Genomic DNA, 14,369 nt, shown 5'->3' on the forward strand with positions numbered 1-14,369 from the left:
GCGCGGGTCGGCGGCTAGCCCAAGGCGCGGGTGATCCGGCGCACCAGCCCCGGGCCCTCGTAGATGAACCCGGTGTAGAGCTGCAGCAGGCTCGCCCCGGCGTCCAGCATCCGCCGGGCGTCGTCCACGCCCGCGATACCCCCGACGCCGATGATCGGCAGCTTCCCGTCGGTCTCCCGGCTGACGAACCGCACCACCTCGAGGGCCCGCGCCGCCAGCGGCCGGCCGCTCAGCCCGCCCGCCTCGCCCGCCAGCGCCCGGTCGGCCGGGGCCAGCCCGTCGCGCGACAGCGTGGTGTTGGTCGCGATCAGGCCGGCGACCCCGTGCGCCGCGCAGACCTCCAGCAGCTCGCCGATCGCCTCGTCGGTCAGGTCGGGCGCGATCTTGACCAGCAGCGGCTTGCGCGCCCCGGTCCCGGCCAGCTCGCGCGCGGTCCCGTCCAGCGCCGACAGCAGCCCGGTCAGCGCGGCGCGGTCCTGGAGGCTGCGCAGGCCGGGCGTGTTGGGCGAGCTGATGTTGACCGCGAAGTAGTCGCCGTGCCGGTACAGGGCCCGCAGCGACGCCCGGTAGTCCTCCACGGCCTCGTCCACCGGCGTGACCTTGGACTTGCCCAGGCTGATCCCCAGCGGCACCGGCAGCGGCCCCAGCCGGTCCAGCCGGTTGGCCAGCGCGAGCGCGCCGTCGTTGTTGAAGCCCATCCGGTTGATGATCGCCTCGCTGTCCCGCAGCCGGAACAGGCGCGGTCGCGGGTTGCCCGGCTGGGCGTGCCGGGTGACCGTGCCGACCTCCACGAAGCCGAAGCCCAGCGCGCCCCACGCGGGCAGCGCCCGGCCGTTCTTGTCCAGCCCCGCCGCCAGGCCCACCGGGTTGGGGAAGCGGACGCCGAACACCGTGCGCGCGCCGACCGGCCCGCGCCGCACGAACCGCGCCAGCGGGCTCACCGCGGCCAGCGCGCCGAGGGTGGTCTCGTGGACCCGCTCAGCGTCCCCGCCGTGCATCCGGAACAACGCCTTGCGCACCACGCTCTTGTAGACCACGGCGGCCACCCTAAGCGATCGGTCCGGGCTGGCAGCGCGGGCACCAGTAGGACGTCCGCTCCTGCACGCCCGGCCCCTGCCCCGCGACGCGGACGCGCGTGCCGCACCGCCGGCAGGGCCGCCCGGCCCGCTCGTAGACCCACAGCTCCCGGCCGCGCCCCGAGTCCCCCGTGGTGGTGCGGTGGGGCCGGTGGGCATTGGCCAGCAGCAGCTTGCGGGACAGCCGCACGGCCGCCGCCGCGTCCACCCCGGCCACCGGCGCCCACGGCGAGACGCCCAGCAGGAAGCACACCTCGGACTTGTAGACGTTGCCCACGCCCGCCAGCACGCGCTGGTCGAGCAGCGCGAGGCCGATCTCGCGCTCCGGGTCGGCGGCCAGCCGCGCGATCGCCTCCGCCTCGTCCTCGGCGGTCCAGCCGCCCAGCAGGTCCGGTCCCAGGTGCCCGACCAGGCGGGGCTCCTCGGCGGTCGGCGCCAGCTCCAGGTCGTGCAGGGCGAAGCCCACGGCCAGCCGGTCGGGCACCTCCAGCACCGCCCGCACCTGGTGGCCGGGCCGCCGCCAGCGCTCGCCCGGCCGGTAGAGGTGCCAGGAGCCGTCCATCCGCAGGTGGCTGCGCAGGGTCAGGTCGCCGGAGAACCGGGTGAGGATGTGCTTGCCGACCGTCGCCACGCCGAGCACGTCGCGCCCGGCGAGGTCCGCCGTCGCCAGCCGGGGGTGCCGCAGGTCGGCGCGCACCAGCCGCCGGCCGGCCAGCGCCTCGTCCAGCCGCCGCCCGGTCAGGAAGACCGTGTCACCCTCGGGCACCGCTGTCGACCGCCATCCTCAGGCCGAAGCCCACCAGCACGGACGCGGTCAGCCGCTCGGTCCAGCGCCGCACGCGCGGCCTGGTCAGCACCACCGCCGCCCGGCCCGCCAGCCACACCACGGCGATCTGCCACACCTGCCCGAAGGCCACGTGGATGCCCACCAGCAGCGCCGCCCAGCCGGCCGAGCCGCCCGTCGTGGGCAGGAACTGCGGCAGCAGGCTCAGGTAGAACACACCGATCTTGGGGTTGAGCAGGTTCGTGGTGAACCCGACCCGCAGCGCCTGCGCGGGCGTGGTGCGGGGCGCCTCGGTGGGCTCGTCCACCCGCTCGCCGCGCCACGACCTCCACAGCGCCGACCCGCCCAGCCACAGCAGGTAGCAGGCTCCCGCGTACCGGACGACGTCGTAGGCCAGCTCGGAGGCCACCAGCAGGGCGGTCAGCCCGGCGATGCTCGCCGCACCCCACACCAGCAGCCCCAGCGTCGTGCCGAGGCCGCCGACCAGGCCGGCCTTGCGGCCACCGCCGAGCACCATGCGCAGCAGCATCATGGTGTCCAGGCCGGGCGTGATGGTCATCAGCAGCGCGGCCACCGTGAAGGCCAGGAGTGCGGTCGTGCTCACGCCTCCACCGCCTCCTGGATCTCCTCGTCGTCGAAGTCCGCGTGCACCGGGCGGCGGCGACTGCGGCTGATGCGCAGTATCCGGGCCAACAGCAGGTTGAACGCCAACGCGACCTCACGCGCGCCCGGGGTGCCCCACTCGTGGATCGGCATGCACGCGCCCTGCGCCTGTTGGACAGCCAACCGGTCCGGCAACGCCACGGGCATCACCAGGGGCCCGAAGATGTCCCGCAGCTCCTCGATGCGGAACTGGTGCTCGTGCGAGCGTGGCCGCACGCGGTTCACCACGACGCCCAGCGGTTGCAGGGTCGCGTTGTGCTCGCGTTCCGCCTGCACCGCCTCGAACGCGCGCTGCACGCCCGCCACCGCGAACATGGTGGGCTCGGTCACCAATAACGCGCGGTCCGCCGCCACCAGCGCCGACCGGGTCAGCTGGCCCAGTGACGGCGGGCAGTCCAGCAGGACCAGCTGGTAGGGCTCCTCGTCGGTCTCGGCCAGCACCCGCAGGGCCTCGCGCAGCCTGCCCAACCGCGACTCGCCCGGGTCCGGGTGGTTGAGCAGCTCGGCGTCCTCGGAACCCGCCAGGACGTCCACGCCCTCGCCCCACGTGCTGTGCGCGATCGCCGACCGCACCTTGTCCGCCGTCGGCTCCTGGAGCACGTCGTAGATGGTGGCGTCGGTCTCGTCGGGCTCCAGCGTGGAGGTGGCGTTGCACTGCGGATCCAGGTCGATGACGAGCGTCCGCACCCCGCGCCGCAGCGCGGCCGACGCGAGACCCAACGCGACCGTCGTCTTGCCCACGCCACCCTTAAGGCTGAGCACCGCCACCGTATGCACGAGGTGCAGCCTACGGTCTCTAGGCTCTAGTGCCATGCGACCGGACGCCGTACACAGGGTGCTCGACGCCGAGCTGGCCGCCGCGCGGGAGCGCCGGGACGGGGAACCGCCCAGGGTGCTGGACGTGGGCGGGGGCAGCGGCGTCTGGGCCGTGCCGCTGGCCGTGGCCGGGTGCGCGGTCACGGTCGTGGAGCCCAGCCCGAACGCCCTCGCGACGCTGCACCGCCGCGCCACCGAAGCCGGTGTTGTGGATCGCATCACGGCGGTCCAGGGCGACACGGACGCCCTGGGCGCCGACGCGTCCGCCGACCTGGTGCTCGGGCACGGCCTGCTGGAGGTCGTGGACGACGCGTCGGTCGCGCTGGCCGCCCTGGCGCACGCCGCCGCGCCCGGTGGCGCGGTGTCGGTGCTGGTGGCGAACCGGTACGCGGCCGTGCTGCACCGGGCGATCGCGGGCCGGCTGGTCGACGCGCGGCGGCTGCTGGACGACGACTCGGGGCAGCTCGACGGGACGCGGGAGCCGCTGCTGCGCCGGTTCGACGTGGCCGGCCTGGAAGCGCTCGTGCAGGACTCGGGCCTGAAGGTCGAGCTGCTGCAGGGCCACGGCGTGGTGTCCGACCTGGTGCCCGGGGCGGTGCTGGAGGGCAACCCGGGCGCGGCGGAGTCGCTGGCGGAGCTGGAGCTGGCCGCCGCCACCCGCTCCCCGCTGCGGGACGTGGCCGCGCGGCTGCACGTGCTGGCCCGTCGCCCGGCGTGAGTTTCCGGTAGAAACGGGAGCGGCAACCCGCTGCCGACCGCCAGGAGCCCCGCATGGGAGAGCCGCACTTACCCGAGGCACGTTGATGGCCGGGGACCCGCCACCGGAGCTGCTGGAGAGCGAGGTGCGCCGGGCCGTCGCGGGCGACCGGCTCGCCACGGCCTGGCTGCTGGCCTCGATCCGGCCGCTGGTCGTGCGCTACTGCCGGGCCAGGGTGGGCCGCCACGAGCGCTCGTTCGCCTCGGCGGACGACGTGGCGCAGGAGGTCTGCCTCGCCGTGCTGATGTCGTTGCCGACCTACCAGGACCACGGGCGGCCGTTCCTCGCGTTCGTCTACGGCATCGCGGCGCACAAGGTGGCCGACGCGCACCGCGCGGCGTTGCGCAACCGGGCCGAACCCGTGCCCGAAGTGCCCGACGCGCCCAGCGAGGAGGACGGGCCCGAGCAGAGCGCGCTGCGCGCCGAGCTGTCGCGCCACGTGGCGGCGCTGGTGGACGTCCTGCCCGACAAGCAGCGGGAGGTCCTGCTGCTGCGCGTGGTGGTGGGGATGACCGCCGAGCAGACCGCCGCCGTCGTCGGGTCCTCGCCGGGCGCGGTGCGGGTGGCCCAGCACCGGGCGCTGTCGCGGTTGCGCAAGGAGGTCGGCGCCGCCCGGTCCACCGCGAGGGCCTAGTGGCCGCGCCGAGTGCCGCCGGCAGGTCGCGGGCGACCTCGGGGGCGCCGGCGAACCCGCCGCGGCGCACGTCGACGGCGGTGGCGGCGAACCCCGCGGTCGGCGCCTCGTCGCCCGGTCGCCTTCCCCCCGGCGACGCGGGCCGCCCGCCAGGCGCGCAGGTGGTCCCGTTCGGCGGTGTGGGCGTGGTTCACGAGGTGCGCGGCCACACCAGGTCTCTACTCTGCGACAAGTGGACCCGCTGCTGCCTTACGTCGCCGAGCTGAACCTCGTCGACCACCACTGCCACGGGGTGTTGCGGGAGGACCCGGACCGGATCGGCTTCGAGGAGATGCTGACCGGGGCGGACGTCGTGAGCCCGTGGGGCACGTCGCTGTTCGACTCGGCGGTGGGGCTCGCGGTGCGGCGCTGGTGCGCGCCCCTGCTCGACCTCTCGCCGCACGCGCCCGCCGACGAGTACGTGGAGCGGCGGCGGTCCCTGGGCGCGGCCGAGGTCAACCGGGCGTTCCTGGTGGCGTCGGGCATCTCGACGTTCCTGGTGGACGGCGGGCTGTGGCCGGAGCGGCTCGTCGGACCGGCGGTCTTCACCGGTTCGCGTGAACTCGCGGTGCTCCGCTTGGAACGGCTCGCCGAAGAGGCGATCATCGAGGGCGCGGCGGGGTTCCCGGATCGGGTGCGGACTGCTCTGGAGACCACGCCGGCCGTGGCGGTGAAGTCGATCGCGGCGCACCGGGTGGGGCTGGCGCTGTCCGGTGAGCGCCCGTCCGACGCGGCCGTGGTGGCGGCGTGCGAGCGGTGGCTGGCGGGCGGCGGCGGTCGGTGCGCCGACGAGGTGCTGTCGCGGTTCCTGGTGTGGGAGGCGCTGGAGCGGGCGCTGCCGGTGCAGTTCCACGTCGGGTGCGGCGACCGGGACCTGGCGCCGCACCGGGCGGACCCGTCGCTGCTGGCGGACCTGCTGCGGGCGACCGAGCGGCTGGGCGTGCCGGTCCTGCTGCTGCACAACTACCCGTTCCACCGCACCGCGGGGCACCTGGCGCAGGTGTTCCCGCACGTGTTCGTGGACCTCGGGCCGGCCGCGCACGCCGTGGCGCACCAGGCGAGCCGGGTGCTGGCCGAGGCGCTGGAGGTCGTGCCCTACGGGAAGTTCCTGTTCTCGACCGACGCCCGCGGCCTGGCCGAGCTGTACCACCTGGGCGCGCTGTTCTTCCGGCGCGCGCTGTCGGACTTCCTGCTGGCCGGGTTGCGCCGGCACGCCTTCGCGGAGGCGGACGCGGTGCGCATCGCTCGCCTGATCGGGTCGGAGAACGCGCGCCGGGCCTACCGGTTGGACTAGACTCCTCGAACGCGCGTTCGACCCCGCTCGGTGTCGGGCGGGAGCCGAGGAGGGGTCATGGGCCGCAGCGCCAACCTGCCGCGCGGCCTGGTCGACCGCTTCCGCGCGCGAGGCGGCACGTGGCCGGACGACACCGGCTGCGCGGTGCTGCACGTCGACATGGACGCCTTCTACGCGTCCGTGGAGATCCGCGACGACCCGGCCCTGGCCGGCAAGCCGGTGGTCGTGGGCGGCACGGCGCACCGGGGCGTGGTCGCGTCGGCGAACTACCTGGCCCGCGAGTACGGCGTGCGCTCGGCCATGCCGACGTCGCACGCCCGCAGGCTGGCCCCGCACGCGGTGTTCGTCCCGCCGGACTTCACCAAGTACCGGGAGGTCTCGCGCGGGGTCATGGCGATCTTCCGCGACATCACGCCGCTGGTCGAGCCGCTGAGCCTGGACGAGGCGTTCCTGGACGTCGGCGGGGCGCTGCGGCGGCTGCGGTCGACCCCGGGAGCGGTGGCGCAGCTCGTCCGGAGCCAGGTCGAGCAGGCGCACGGCATCACCTGCTCGGTGGGCGTGGCGCCGACGAAGTTCCTGGCGAAGCTCGCGTCGGGCCTGTGCAAGCCGGACGGCATGATGGTGGTGCCGAAGTCCGCGGTGCTGGAGTTCCTGCACCCGCTGCCCGTCACGGCGCTGTGGGGCGTGGGCAAGCGCACCGCCGAGCAGCTCGACCGCATCGGCCTGGAGACGATCGCCGACGTGGCCGCCACCCCGCTGCCCCGGCTGCGGCGCGTGGTGGGCGCGGCGCTGGCGGAGCACCTGCACGCCCTGGCCCAGGGCCTGGACGACCGCCCGGTGGTGCCCGCGAGCAGGGAGAAGTCGATCGGGGCCGAGGAGACCTTCGAGGTCGACCACTTCGACCGCGAGCTGCTCAAGCGGGAGCTGCTGAGGCTGTCCGAGCGCTCCGCGGGCGCGCTGCGGGCGCGCGGCCTGCGCGGCCGGACGGTGTCGATCAAGGTGCGGTTCGCCGACTTCACGACGATCACCCGGTCGAAGACGCTGCGGGTGGCGACCGACGTGGCGCAGGAGGTCTACCGGACGGCGGCGGCGCTGCTGGCGGAGCAGGTGCCGCCGGGCGCGGTGCGGCTGATCGGCGTGCGGATCGAGCAGCTGGTCGAGGGCGGGGGCGGCGAGCAGCTGCTGCTCGACGCGCCCGAGCGCGGCCGGCGGGAGGCCGAGCAGGCCGCCGACCTGGCCCGGACGCGGTTCGGCGCGGCGGCGGTGAAGCCCGCCTCGCTGCTGTCCGCCGCCCCGGTCCAGCCCAACGAGCCGCAGCCCGGACCCGACCGCTGACCGGGGTCCGGGCGGGCCGTTCGGGTGGTCGGCGCGCGTGGACCGGCCGGCCGGGCCGATCACCGGGCACCCTGTGGGGGTGGACCGGTTCTGGGGCCTGCTCGGCCCGGCCGAGCAGGCCGTGCTCGGCGCGACGGGGACGGAGCGCGACTACGCCTCCGGCGCGGTGGTCTGCCACGAGGGCGAGGTCACCCGCCACGTCCTGGTGATCCGCCGGGGCCTGCTGCGCGTCACCGCCACGAAGGCGGGCGGGGGCGAGAAGGTGCTGGCGGTCCGGGGCGCCGGGGACATCGTCGGCGAGCGCTCGGCGATCGACGGGCTGCCCCGGTCGGCGACCGTGCGCGCCCTGGGCGCGGTGCGCGCGCTGATCATCTCGGCGGCCGGCTTCGCGTCGCTGTGCCGGGAGCACCCGCGCATCGCGTGGGCCGTGCTGACCGTCGTGGTGGCCCGCCAGCGCGACACCGACCGGCAGCGCGTGCAGATCAGCGGCACGGCGACCCAGCGGGTGGCGGCGGTGCTGATCGACGTGGCGCTGGAGCGCGGCATCGCCGACCAGGGCGCCGTGTCGCTCAGCCAGGAGGAGTTGGCGGGCATCGCCGGGACGTCCCGGGAATCGCTCGTGCGGGTGCTGCGGTCGCTGCGCGAGGAAGGCATCATCAGCACCGGCCGGCGCAAGGTCGAGATACTTCGGGTGGACCGCCTCTACGACCTCACCACGTGACGGGCGCGCGTCCCTGACCTGCGCGGGGAACAATTCCGCCCCAGTGCGTCACCTGACGCAGAACACCGGCGCGAACCCCTCTACAAATGAGCTACGCCCAGTCCAGAGGGGGAGCAGATGAAGCACCAGGAGCACTCCGCCAAGGCCCGTCGCCGGCTCACCGAGCGCCTCGCCTGCACGCTCGTCTTCACCGCCGTCCAGCTGTGGGCGGCTGCCGTGATCGTCACCCAGCTGAAGACCAGCGGCGTCGTCGCCCTGGCCGTGGCGCTGGTCGTGTCCGGTGGCCTGCTGGCCGTGCACGACGCCTGGCAGGAGGTGCGCTCCGAGCGGCGCGGGCCCGAGGCCGGGGCCGAGGCCGGGATCGGGGAGGACCTGGCCCGGCTCTGAAATGACCACGCGGTGGCCGACGAGGGGCGGTCGCCGTGTCCCTGAGACCTTCCGCGGGCGGTCGGGCCCGCGGAAGGTCTCTTCACGTGTGTCGCCCGGTGTGCTGCCTGGTGTGCTGTCCGGCGTGTCGCCCGGCGAGTTGTCCACAGGTCCCGGAGTTGTCCACAATCCGCGAATCCACCGTCGACCGGCCGCCGCGAACCGCCGATCGTGGACCCATGCACACCGCGAACCGAGCCACCATCAGCCTCGACGCCCTGGCCGCCCTGTTCCCGCACCGCGTCTGCACCGCCGCGGAGCTGCTGGGCCTGGGCCTGCCCGACGCCGCGCTGGCCGCCCGCTGCCGGCCCGGCGGCCCGTGGCAGCACGTCCTGCCCGGGGTCCTGCTGCTGAGCCGAAGACCACCGAGCCGCCCGCAGCTGGCGCAGGCGGCCCTCCGCCACGCCGGGCCGGGGGCCCAGCTGACGGGGCTGGACGCCCTGCACCTGCACGGGATGCGCGCGGTGCCCGCCGCGGGTCCGGTGCGGGTGCTGTCCGCCAGGCCGGCGGGCTCGACGGAGCGGGTCCGGGTGACGAGGGTCCGCGAGCTCCCGCCGCCGGTCCTGCGGAAGGGATTCCTGACCGCGCCGCTGCCGCGGGCCGCGGTCGACGCGGCCAAGACCCTCCTGCCGGACCGGGAGGCGGTGCGGGCGGTGCTGACGGAGGTCGTGCGGCGGGGCGGCGTGCGGGTGGCGGAGCTGGCCGCGGGCCTGTCGCGCGGGGCCGAGCCGATGAGGCAGGTCCTGCGCGACCTGTCCGACGGCATCCGGACGGTCCCGCAGGCGTGGGCGAGGCAGGTGCTGGCCGACCTGCCGCTGCCGCCGCCGAGGTGGAACGCGCAGGTGGCCACGCCGGAGGGCGTCCTGCTGGGGCGGGCGGACGTCTGGTGGGAGGGCCTCGGCCTGGCCTGGCAGCTGTCCCCGCACCCGGCCGACCTGCTCCGGGCGGTCGGCGTGGTCGTCCTGCGCACCACGCCGCAGGAGCTGCGCCAGGCGCCGAGCGCGGTGGCCCGCGCACTCGACCGGGCCGCCGCCCAGGCCCGCGCCCGCCCGTGCCCCCAGGCCGTGGCGATCACCCCCGCCCCGCATCCCGCCCCGCACCTCATGGCGGAACCCGTTCCGCACTCCGCCCGGCACCCCGCTCCGCACCCCGCCCGGCCCCTCACGGCGGAACCCGCTCCGCACTCCGTTCCGCATCCGGCACCCCACGCCGCTCGATATCCCGCCCGGCACCCCACAGGGGAGCCCGCCCCGCGCTCCGCTCTGCATCCCGCCCGGCGCCCCGGCCCGCACCTCACGGCGGAGCCGACCGCCGGTAGCGGTTCACGCTCGTGGAAGAGCGTTAGCGAGAGCGCGATCGCGAGTGCTGCCGGTGCGGGGGCCGGCCTGGGTGCGAGTGCGGGTGCGCAGTCCGTGGTGGAGGCGAACGCGGCTACCGGTTCGCGGTCCGTGGTGAGGGCGGGTACGGGTTCGCGGTCCGTGGCGGGGGCGGGTGCCGGTTCGCGGCTGGGTGCGGGTGTCGGCTCACCGTGTGCCGGGAAAGCGGCTCGCGGTACCGGCTCGCGGCCCTCGGCAGCACCGAGCGCCGCACCACCTCGCGAGGTGATCCCTCCACCCGATCTGCCGGCGCAGCTCGCGCCCTCGTGACGCCCCTTCCACATCCGGCAGGCCCTGCTCCGCGCCAAGCAGGTCCGCTCCCGCCCATCAAGCCCGACCCCACGCCCGAGAGCCCGCTCGACCCCCAGGAGGTCTATGCACTCATGAAGTCCGTCATCACGCTCCACGCAACCGGTTCATCGGCTTCGACACGGGCTGACACGGGCACCGACACGGGCTGACACGGGCACCGACACGAGGGCGACACCCGCTGCCGGTCTTCGGCGCACTGCCGGCGGCGGAACGGCCTGTGGGCGGTCTGCGGGGCGGCTGGTGGGCGGGGCAGCACACCGGGCGTTGCGGGGCGCGGCCGGGTGCCGTCATCGGATGCTGTCGTGAGGTGCTGTCGTGAGGTGCTGTCGTGAGGTGCTGTCGTCGGGTGCTGTCGACGCGGGGGGCGGAGGGGGGAGTGGGCTCCCGGAGGTGTTCCGGTGAGTGCTTCGTGATCGCCTTCGTGGTCCCGAACCACGGGGACGGGTGGCGGTGAAGGTCTCGTACGAGTGTCATTTTCCTCACACCGCTGCCTGTCGGCGGTGGGGTGGGGCTTGACGAATGGCCCGCAGGGTGGTTTTTCCGACCTCACGAAGGTCTGACCGTTGACCCGTGAGGATGATGGTGACCGAAGGAACCGCTCAGGGGCGAGGACTGGGTAGTCGCCGGGCCTCGCGAATCGTATCCTGGTTGTGACGCCCCCAAGTGGGGCGTCCGCCGGGACCGGCGGCAACCGTGAACACCCGGCGCCCGCGACCGCTGTGCCGGAGGAGGAGCCATGCCACTCTCCGAGCACGAGCAGCGACTGCTCGACCAGATCGAGCGCGCGCTCTACGCCGAGGACCCGAAGTTCGCATCCACCGTGCGCGGCGCCAAGCTGCGCAAGCCGTCCCGACGGCGTCGCATCCAGGGCATCGTGCTGTTCGCCGTTGGTGTGGCCCTGCTGGTGACGGGTGTGATGTTGCCGAAGCTCGCTGGTATCCCGGTGGTGAGCGTGGTCGGCTTCCTGGTGATGTTCTTCGGCGTGCTGCTCACCGTGACGACGTTGCGTCGTGGTGAGCAGGGTGCCGAGGAACCCGCCGAAGAGGGAAGTCGGCCGAGCCGCAGCTCGTTCTCCCAGAAGATGGAAGAACGTTTCCGTCGTCGCCTAGAGGACGAGTAGCCGAACCACCCGCGTCCACGGCCCGCCCCCCGTTCCGGGGGAGCGGGCCGCGCAGTATGCCCGGAACAGGCCACGCCCGCAGGTTGGCGTGGCTGCGGGCCTTCACGCCGGCCTGGCGTGCCTGCGGGCTTTCACACCGGTCGGGTGTGGCTGCCGGCTTCACGCCGGCCTGGCGTGGCTGCGAGCTTCCACACCGGCCTGGCGTGGCTGCGAGCTTCCACGCGGGTCGGGCGTGGTTGCGGGCACTCCACTGTGGGGCCTCGGCCCTGAGGACGGTCGCCGGCTCATCCGGCGACGGTCGCTTGTGGGTGGTCGGCCCTTGCGGCGGGTGGGCGATCGGTCCGATGACGGGTCGATCCTGGAGTGGCGGCCGAGCCGTGGGTGAGTGGCCGGTGCCCGCCGCGCTGCTGCCCGGGGTTGCCGCCCCCTGGGATTGCTGCCCTTGGGGTTGCCGCCCCAGGGGCACTGCTCCAGAGGTTGTTGTCCGGGCTTGCCGCCCCAGGGTTGCTGCTCTGGGGTCGTCCGGTACCGGGCCCGAGCACCGGTACCGGTACCGGTGCTCGGGCCCGGGTCAGTCGTCGGACTCCGGCGGGGTGTCCGGCTGGAGCACGGACCTCGGCAGGACCTTCGCCCGGAGCGCGAGGGGCGCGTTGCGGTGCAGGCTGCGGCGCACCTCCGCGAACGCTTGCGGCAGCGCCGGGTCGGTTTCGGTCCGGGTGCTGTACCAGGAGCGCTCCACCGCGCCCACCACGGCGCGCAGGCCGTCGCGGCCCTGGTCGTCCAGGTTGTGCTCCCGGACCAGGCGCCGCGCCGCCACCCGCACGGTCTCCGTGCGCGGCACGCGCGTGCCGCGGTCCAGGGACTCGGCGACCAGTTCCTCCCACGCCGCGCCCGCCGCGTCCGGGCCCAGCCCGGCCACCGCCCGCAGGCGCGCCCGCCGCCGCCCGGCGCGCAGCGCCGCCGGGATCGCCGCGACCAGCACCACCAGCAGCGGCACCGCCAGCCACCACGACAGCAGCGCCACGGCCAGCGTCGTCGCCACCAGCCACGCCACCACGGCCGCGCCCGCCAGCACCGGCAGCAGCCGGGGCGCCCGGGGTCGCCGGCCGCCGCCCCGCCCGCGCCGCAGCAGGAGCAGCAGCGCCGTCAGCAGCACGCCCAAGCCGGCCGAGGCGCCCAGCGCCACCAGGTGCCACGCCGGGGTCGGCTCGTCGACCTGGACCTGGCCGTCCTGGCCTGCGGCGTCCGGCGCGGCGGAGGTCGGGCCCGCGGTGGTCGTGGTCGTCGTCGTGGTGGTGGTCGTGGTCGTGCCGGTGCTGTCGGTCTCCTCGCCGTCCGGGTTCCGGCCCGCGATGTACGGCGGGACGACGCCGCGCCCGTCCGACAGCGGCGTCGGGTCGAAGACCATCCAGCCGTGGCCGGGGAAGAAGATCTCCACCCAGGCGTGCGCGTCCTGCGTCGTGATGGTCTGGTGGTCGCCGGTCGGGAAGCCCGCCGTGAAGCCCATCGCCACGCGGGACGGCAGGCCGACCGAGCGCGCCATGATGGCCATCGCCGACGCGTACTGCTCGCAGAAGCCCTTCTTGCCCGTGAACAGGAAGTCGCGCAGGGCGTCGCTGGTCTGCGGGCCGCTGGTCTCCGTCGTGTACTTGAAGCCCTGCGTGCCGTCGGTGAAGAACCGGTGCAGCGCGGAAGCCTTGTCGAACGCGTTGCCCTGACCGCTGGTGATCGACCGCGCCAGGTTCGTGACCTCGATGCCGACGCCGGGCGCCTCCAGGTACGCGCCCTCGACGTCCACCACGCCCGACGCCCGGCGCAGCGCGTCCGCCCCCGGCGTCTTGAGCACCGTCCGGAGCTTGTACGCGCCGGCCTGCCGGGCCCGGACGCTGTAGACCATGCCCCGCACCGGGTCGTAGCGCCAGTTCTCGTCGACGTCCTCGATCCGGCGCGGCCTGCCGTACACCGGCAGCCAGTTGTCCATCCAGCTCACCGGCTCGACGGTCACCTCGACGGCGTCGCCGTCGCCCGGGTCGCCGGGCTGCGCGGGCAGGTCGCCGTTCGCGCTCACGCCCGGCGGCAGGTCCTCGCCGATGCGCCACCCCTGGTCCGGCACGTACTCGCGCAGCGTCATCGCCCGCAGGTACGCCGACTCGGGCAGGCCGCGCACCCGGAACAGCTCGCGGGTCGAGCCCTGGTCGAGCATCCCGCGCAGCTCGGTCATCGGGTCCAGGCCCAGCCGGTCCGCGCCGCCGCCCACCGCGTCACCGGTGCCGGGCAGCCGCCCGACGGTGCCCACGAGGGTCAGGCTCGCGCCCGCGAGCAGCGCGACGACCACCGCCAGGCTCGCGACGGCCGTCGCCGCCGGGCCCGAGCCGCCGCCACCGCGGCGCGGCAGCCGGCCGCGCCAGGACTGCTGCCGGTGCTGCCCGTCGATCGCCAGCAGCAGCGCGAACGCGCCCGCGCCGAGCACGAACGTCCACAGCGGCAGCATCTCGTCGGCCAGCGACGCGGGCACCGCGAACACGCACAGCAGCACCAGCCCGGACGCGGCGGGCGCCGCCGCGCCGACCGCGAGCAGGTCGACCAGGACCGCGACCAGGCCGATCGCCAGCATCACCAGGCACCGCATGGCGTCGCTGTCCGCGACCGGCGGCACACCGACCTGGATCTCGGCGATCGCGTCGCCCAGGACCGCCAGCAGGTCGCCCAGCGACTCCGGGCCGGGCAGGACCAGCAGCACCCCGCTGCGGGTGAAGATCGTCACCAGCAGGCACAGCAGCGCGAACACCTGCACGAGCGCCACCAGCGGCGTGGGCAGCCGGGTCGCGCGCAGCAGCACGCCCGTGCCCGTCACCACGATGATCGCCACGGCCAGGTTCACCAGCCACGCCGCGCCGTCGATGACGCTGGACAGCGCCGTCGACGCGCACAGCGTCGCCAGGCCCGCCACGGCCGGCGTCGCGCCGACCACCCAGTTGCCGCCGCCGGCGGACCGGTCGCTCATGCCGCCACCTCC

General features: G+C 75.1%; 13 protein-coding genes. 8 read left to right on the plus strand and 5 right to left on the minus strand.

What is annotated here, in order from left to right:
- Positions 1 to 14: 14 nt before the first annotated feature.
- The 4 genes from JOE68_RS21835 to JOE68_RS21850 are packed head-to-tail and all read right to left on the minus strand — an operon-like array spanning position 15 to position 3,336.
- Positions 15 to 1,037: a quinone-dependent dihydroorotate dehydrogenase gene (locus JOE68_RS21835; RefSeq protein WP_204844147.1), complete on the minus strand. Its 1,023-nt coding sequence runs from the start codon at positions 1,035 to 1,037 to the stop codon at positions 15 to 17.
- 10 nt (positions 1,038 to 1,047) lie between these two features.
- Positions 1,048 to 1,842, minus strand: a complete 795-nt coding sequence (locus JOE68_RS21840) for a DNA-formamidopyrimidine glycosylase family protein (protein ID WP_204844148.1) — start codon at positions 1,840 to 1,842, stop codon at positions 1,048 to 1,050.
- Positions 1,829 to 2,464 (minus strand): LysE family translocator, encoded by a 636-nt coding sequence (locus JOE68_RS21845; protein WP_204844149.1) that lies wholly within the window; start codon positions 2,462 to 2,464, stop codon positions 1,829 to 1,831. Before JOE68_RS21845 ends, JOE68_RS21840 begins: the two co-directional genes overlap by 14 nt.
- Complete coding sequence (locus JOE68_RS21850) at positions 2,461 to 3,336, minus strand: AAA family ATPase (protein ID WP_204844150.1); 876 nt, start codon at positions 3,334 to 3,336, stop codon at positions 2,461 to 2,463. Before JOE68_RS21850 ends, JOE68_RS21845 begins: the two co-directional genes overlap by 4 nt.
- On the opposite strand from JOE68_RS21850, the gene JOE68_RS21855 reads away from it, so the two are divergent.
- From JOE68_RS21855 to JOE68_RS21890, 8 genes are all read left to right on the plus strand, one after another.
- Positions 3,335 to 4,057 (plus strand): class I SAM-dependent methyltransferase, encoded by a 723-nt coding sequence (locus tag JOE68_RS21855; RefSeq protein WP_204844151.1) that lies wholly within the window; start codon positions 3,335 to 3,337, stop codon positions 4,055 to 4,057. The two genes, JOE68_RS21850 and JOE68_RS21855, sit on opposite strands and share 2 nt — an antisense overlap.
- A gap of 85 nt (positions 4,058 to 4,142) precedes the next feature.
- A complete protein-coding gene (locus JOE68_RS21860; RefSeq protein ID WP_204844152.1) occupies positions 4,143 to 4,730 on the plus strand; it encodes a sigma-70 family RNA polymerase sigma factor in 588 nt (195 codons plus the stop codon).
- A 232-nt stretch (positions 4,731 to 4,962) separates the two neighbouring features.
- Positions 4,963 to 6,063 carry an amidohydrolase family protein gene (locus JOE68_RS21865; protein WP_204844153.1) on the plus strand — a complete coding sequence of 367 codons (1,101 nt, stop codon included), beginning with the start codon at positions 4,963 to 4,965 and terminating at the stop codon, positions 6,061 to 6,063.
- Positions 6,064 to 6,120: 57 nt separating this feature from the next.
- Positions 6,121 to 7,398, plus strand: a complete 1,278-nt coding sequence (locus tag JOE68_RS21870; RefSeq protein ID WP_204844154.1) for a DNA polymerase IV — start codon at positions 6,121 to 6,123, stop codon at positions 7,396 to 7,398.
- A 79-nt stretch (positions 7,399 to 7,477) separates the two neighbouring features.
- Positions 7,478 to 8,119 (plus strand): Crp/Fnr family transcriptional regulator, encoded by a 642-nt coding sequence (locus JOE68_RS21875; RefSeq protein ID WP_204844155.1) that lies wholly within the window; start codon positions 7,478 to 7,480, stop codon positions 8,117 to 8,119.
- 117 nt (positions 8,120 to 8,236) lie between these two features.
- The gene (locus tag JOE68_RS21880; RefSeq protein WP_204844156.1) at positions 8,237 to 8,506 is read left to right on the plus strand and encodes a hypothetical protein; all 270 of its coding nucleotides are present in this window, start codon (positions 8,237 to 8,239) and stop codon (positions 8,504 to 8,506) included.
- Between the two features lie 218 nt (positions 8,507 to 8,724).
- On the plus strand, positions 8,725 to 10,191 hold the full coding sequence (locus JOE68_RS21885; protein ID WP_204844157.1) for a hypothetical protein: 1,467 nt from the start codon (positions 8,725 to 8,727) through the stop codon (positions 10,189 to 10,191).
- A gap of 778 nt (positions 10,192 to 10,969) precedes the next feature.
- Complete coding sequence (locus tag JOE68_RS21890) at positions 10,970 to 11,353, plus strand: SCO2097 family morphological protein (RefSeq protein WP_204844158.1); 384 nt, start codon at positions 10,970 to 10,972, stop codon at positions 11,351 to 11,353.
- A 571-nt stretch (positions 11,354 to 11,924) separates the two neighbouring features.
- On the opposite strand, the gene JOE68_RS21895 is transcribed toward JOE68_RS21890, so the two are convergent.
- A complete protein-coding gene (locus tag JOE68_RS21895; protein ID WP_204844159.1) occupies positions 11,925 to 14,357 on the minus strand; it encodes a transglutaminase TgpA family protein in 2,433 nt (810 codons plus the stop codon).
- Positions 14,358 to 14,369: the final 12 nt, after the last annotated feature.

The organism is Saccharothrix algeriensis (assembly GCF_016907655.1).
GTDB classification, from domain to species: Bacteria; Actinomycetota; Actinomycetes; order Mycobacteriales; family Pseudonocardiaceae; genus Actinosynnema; species Actinosynnema algeriense.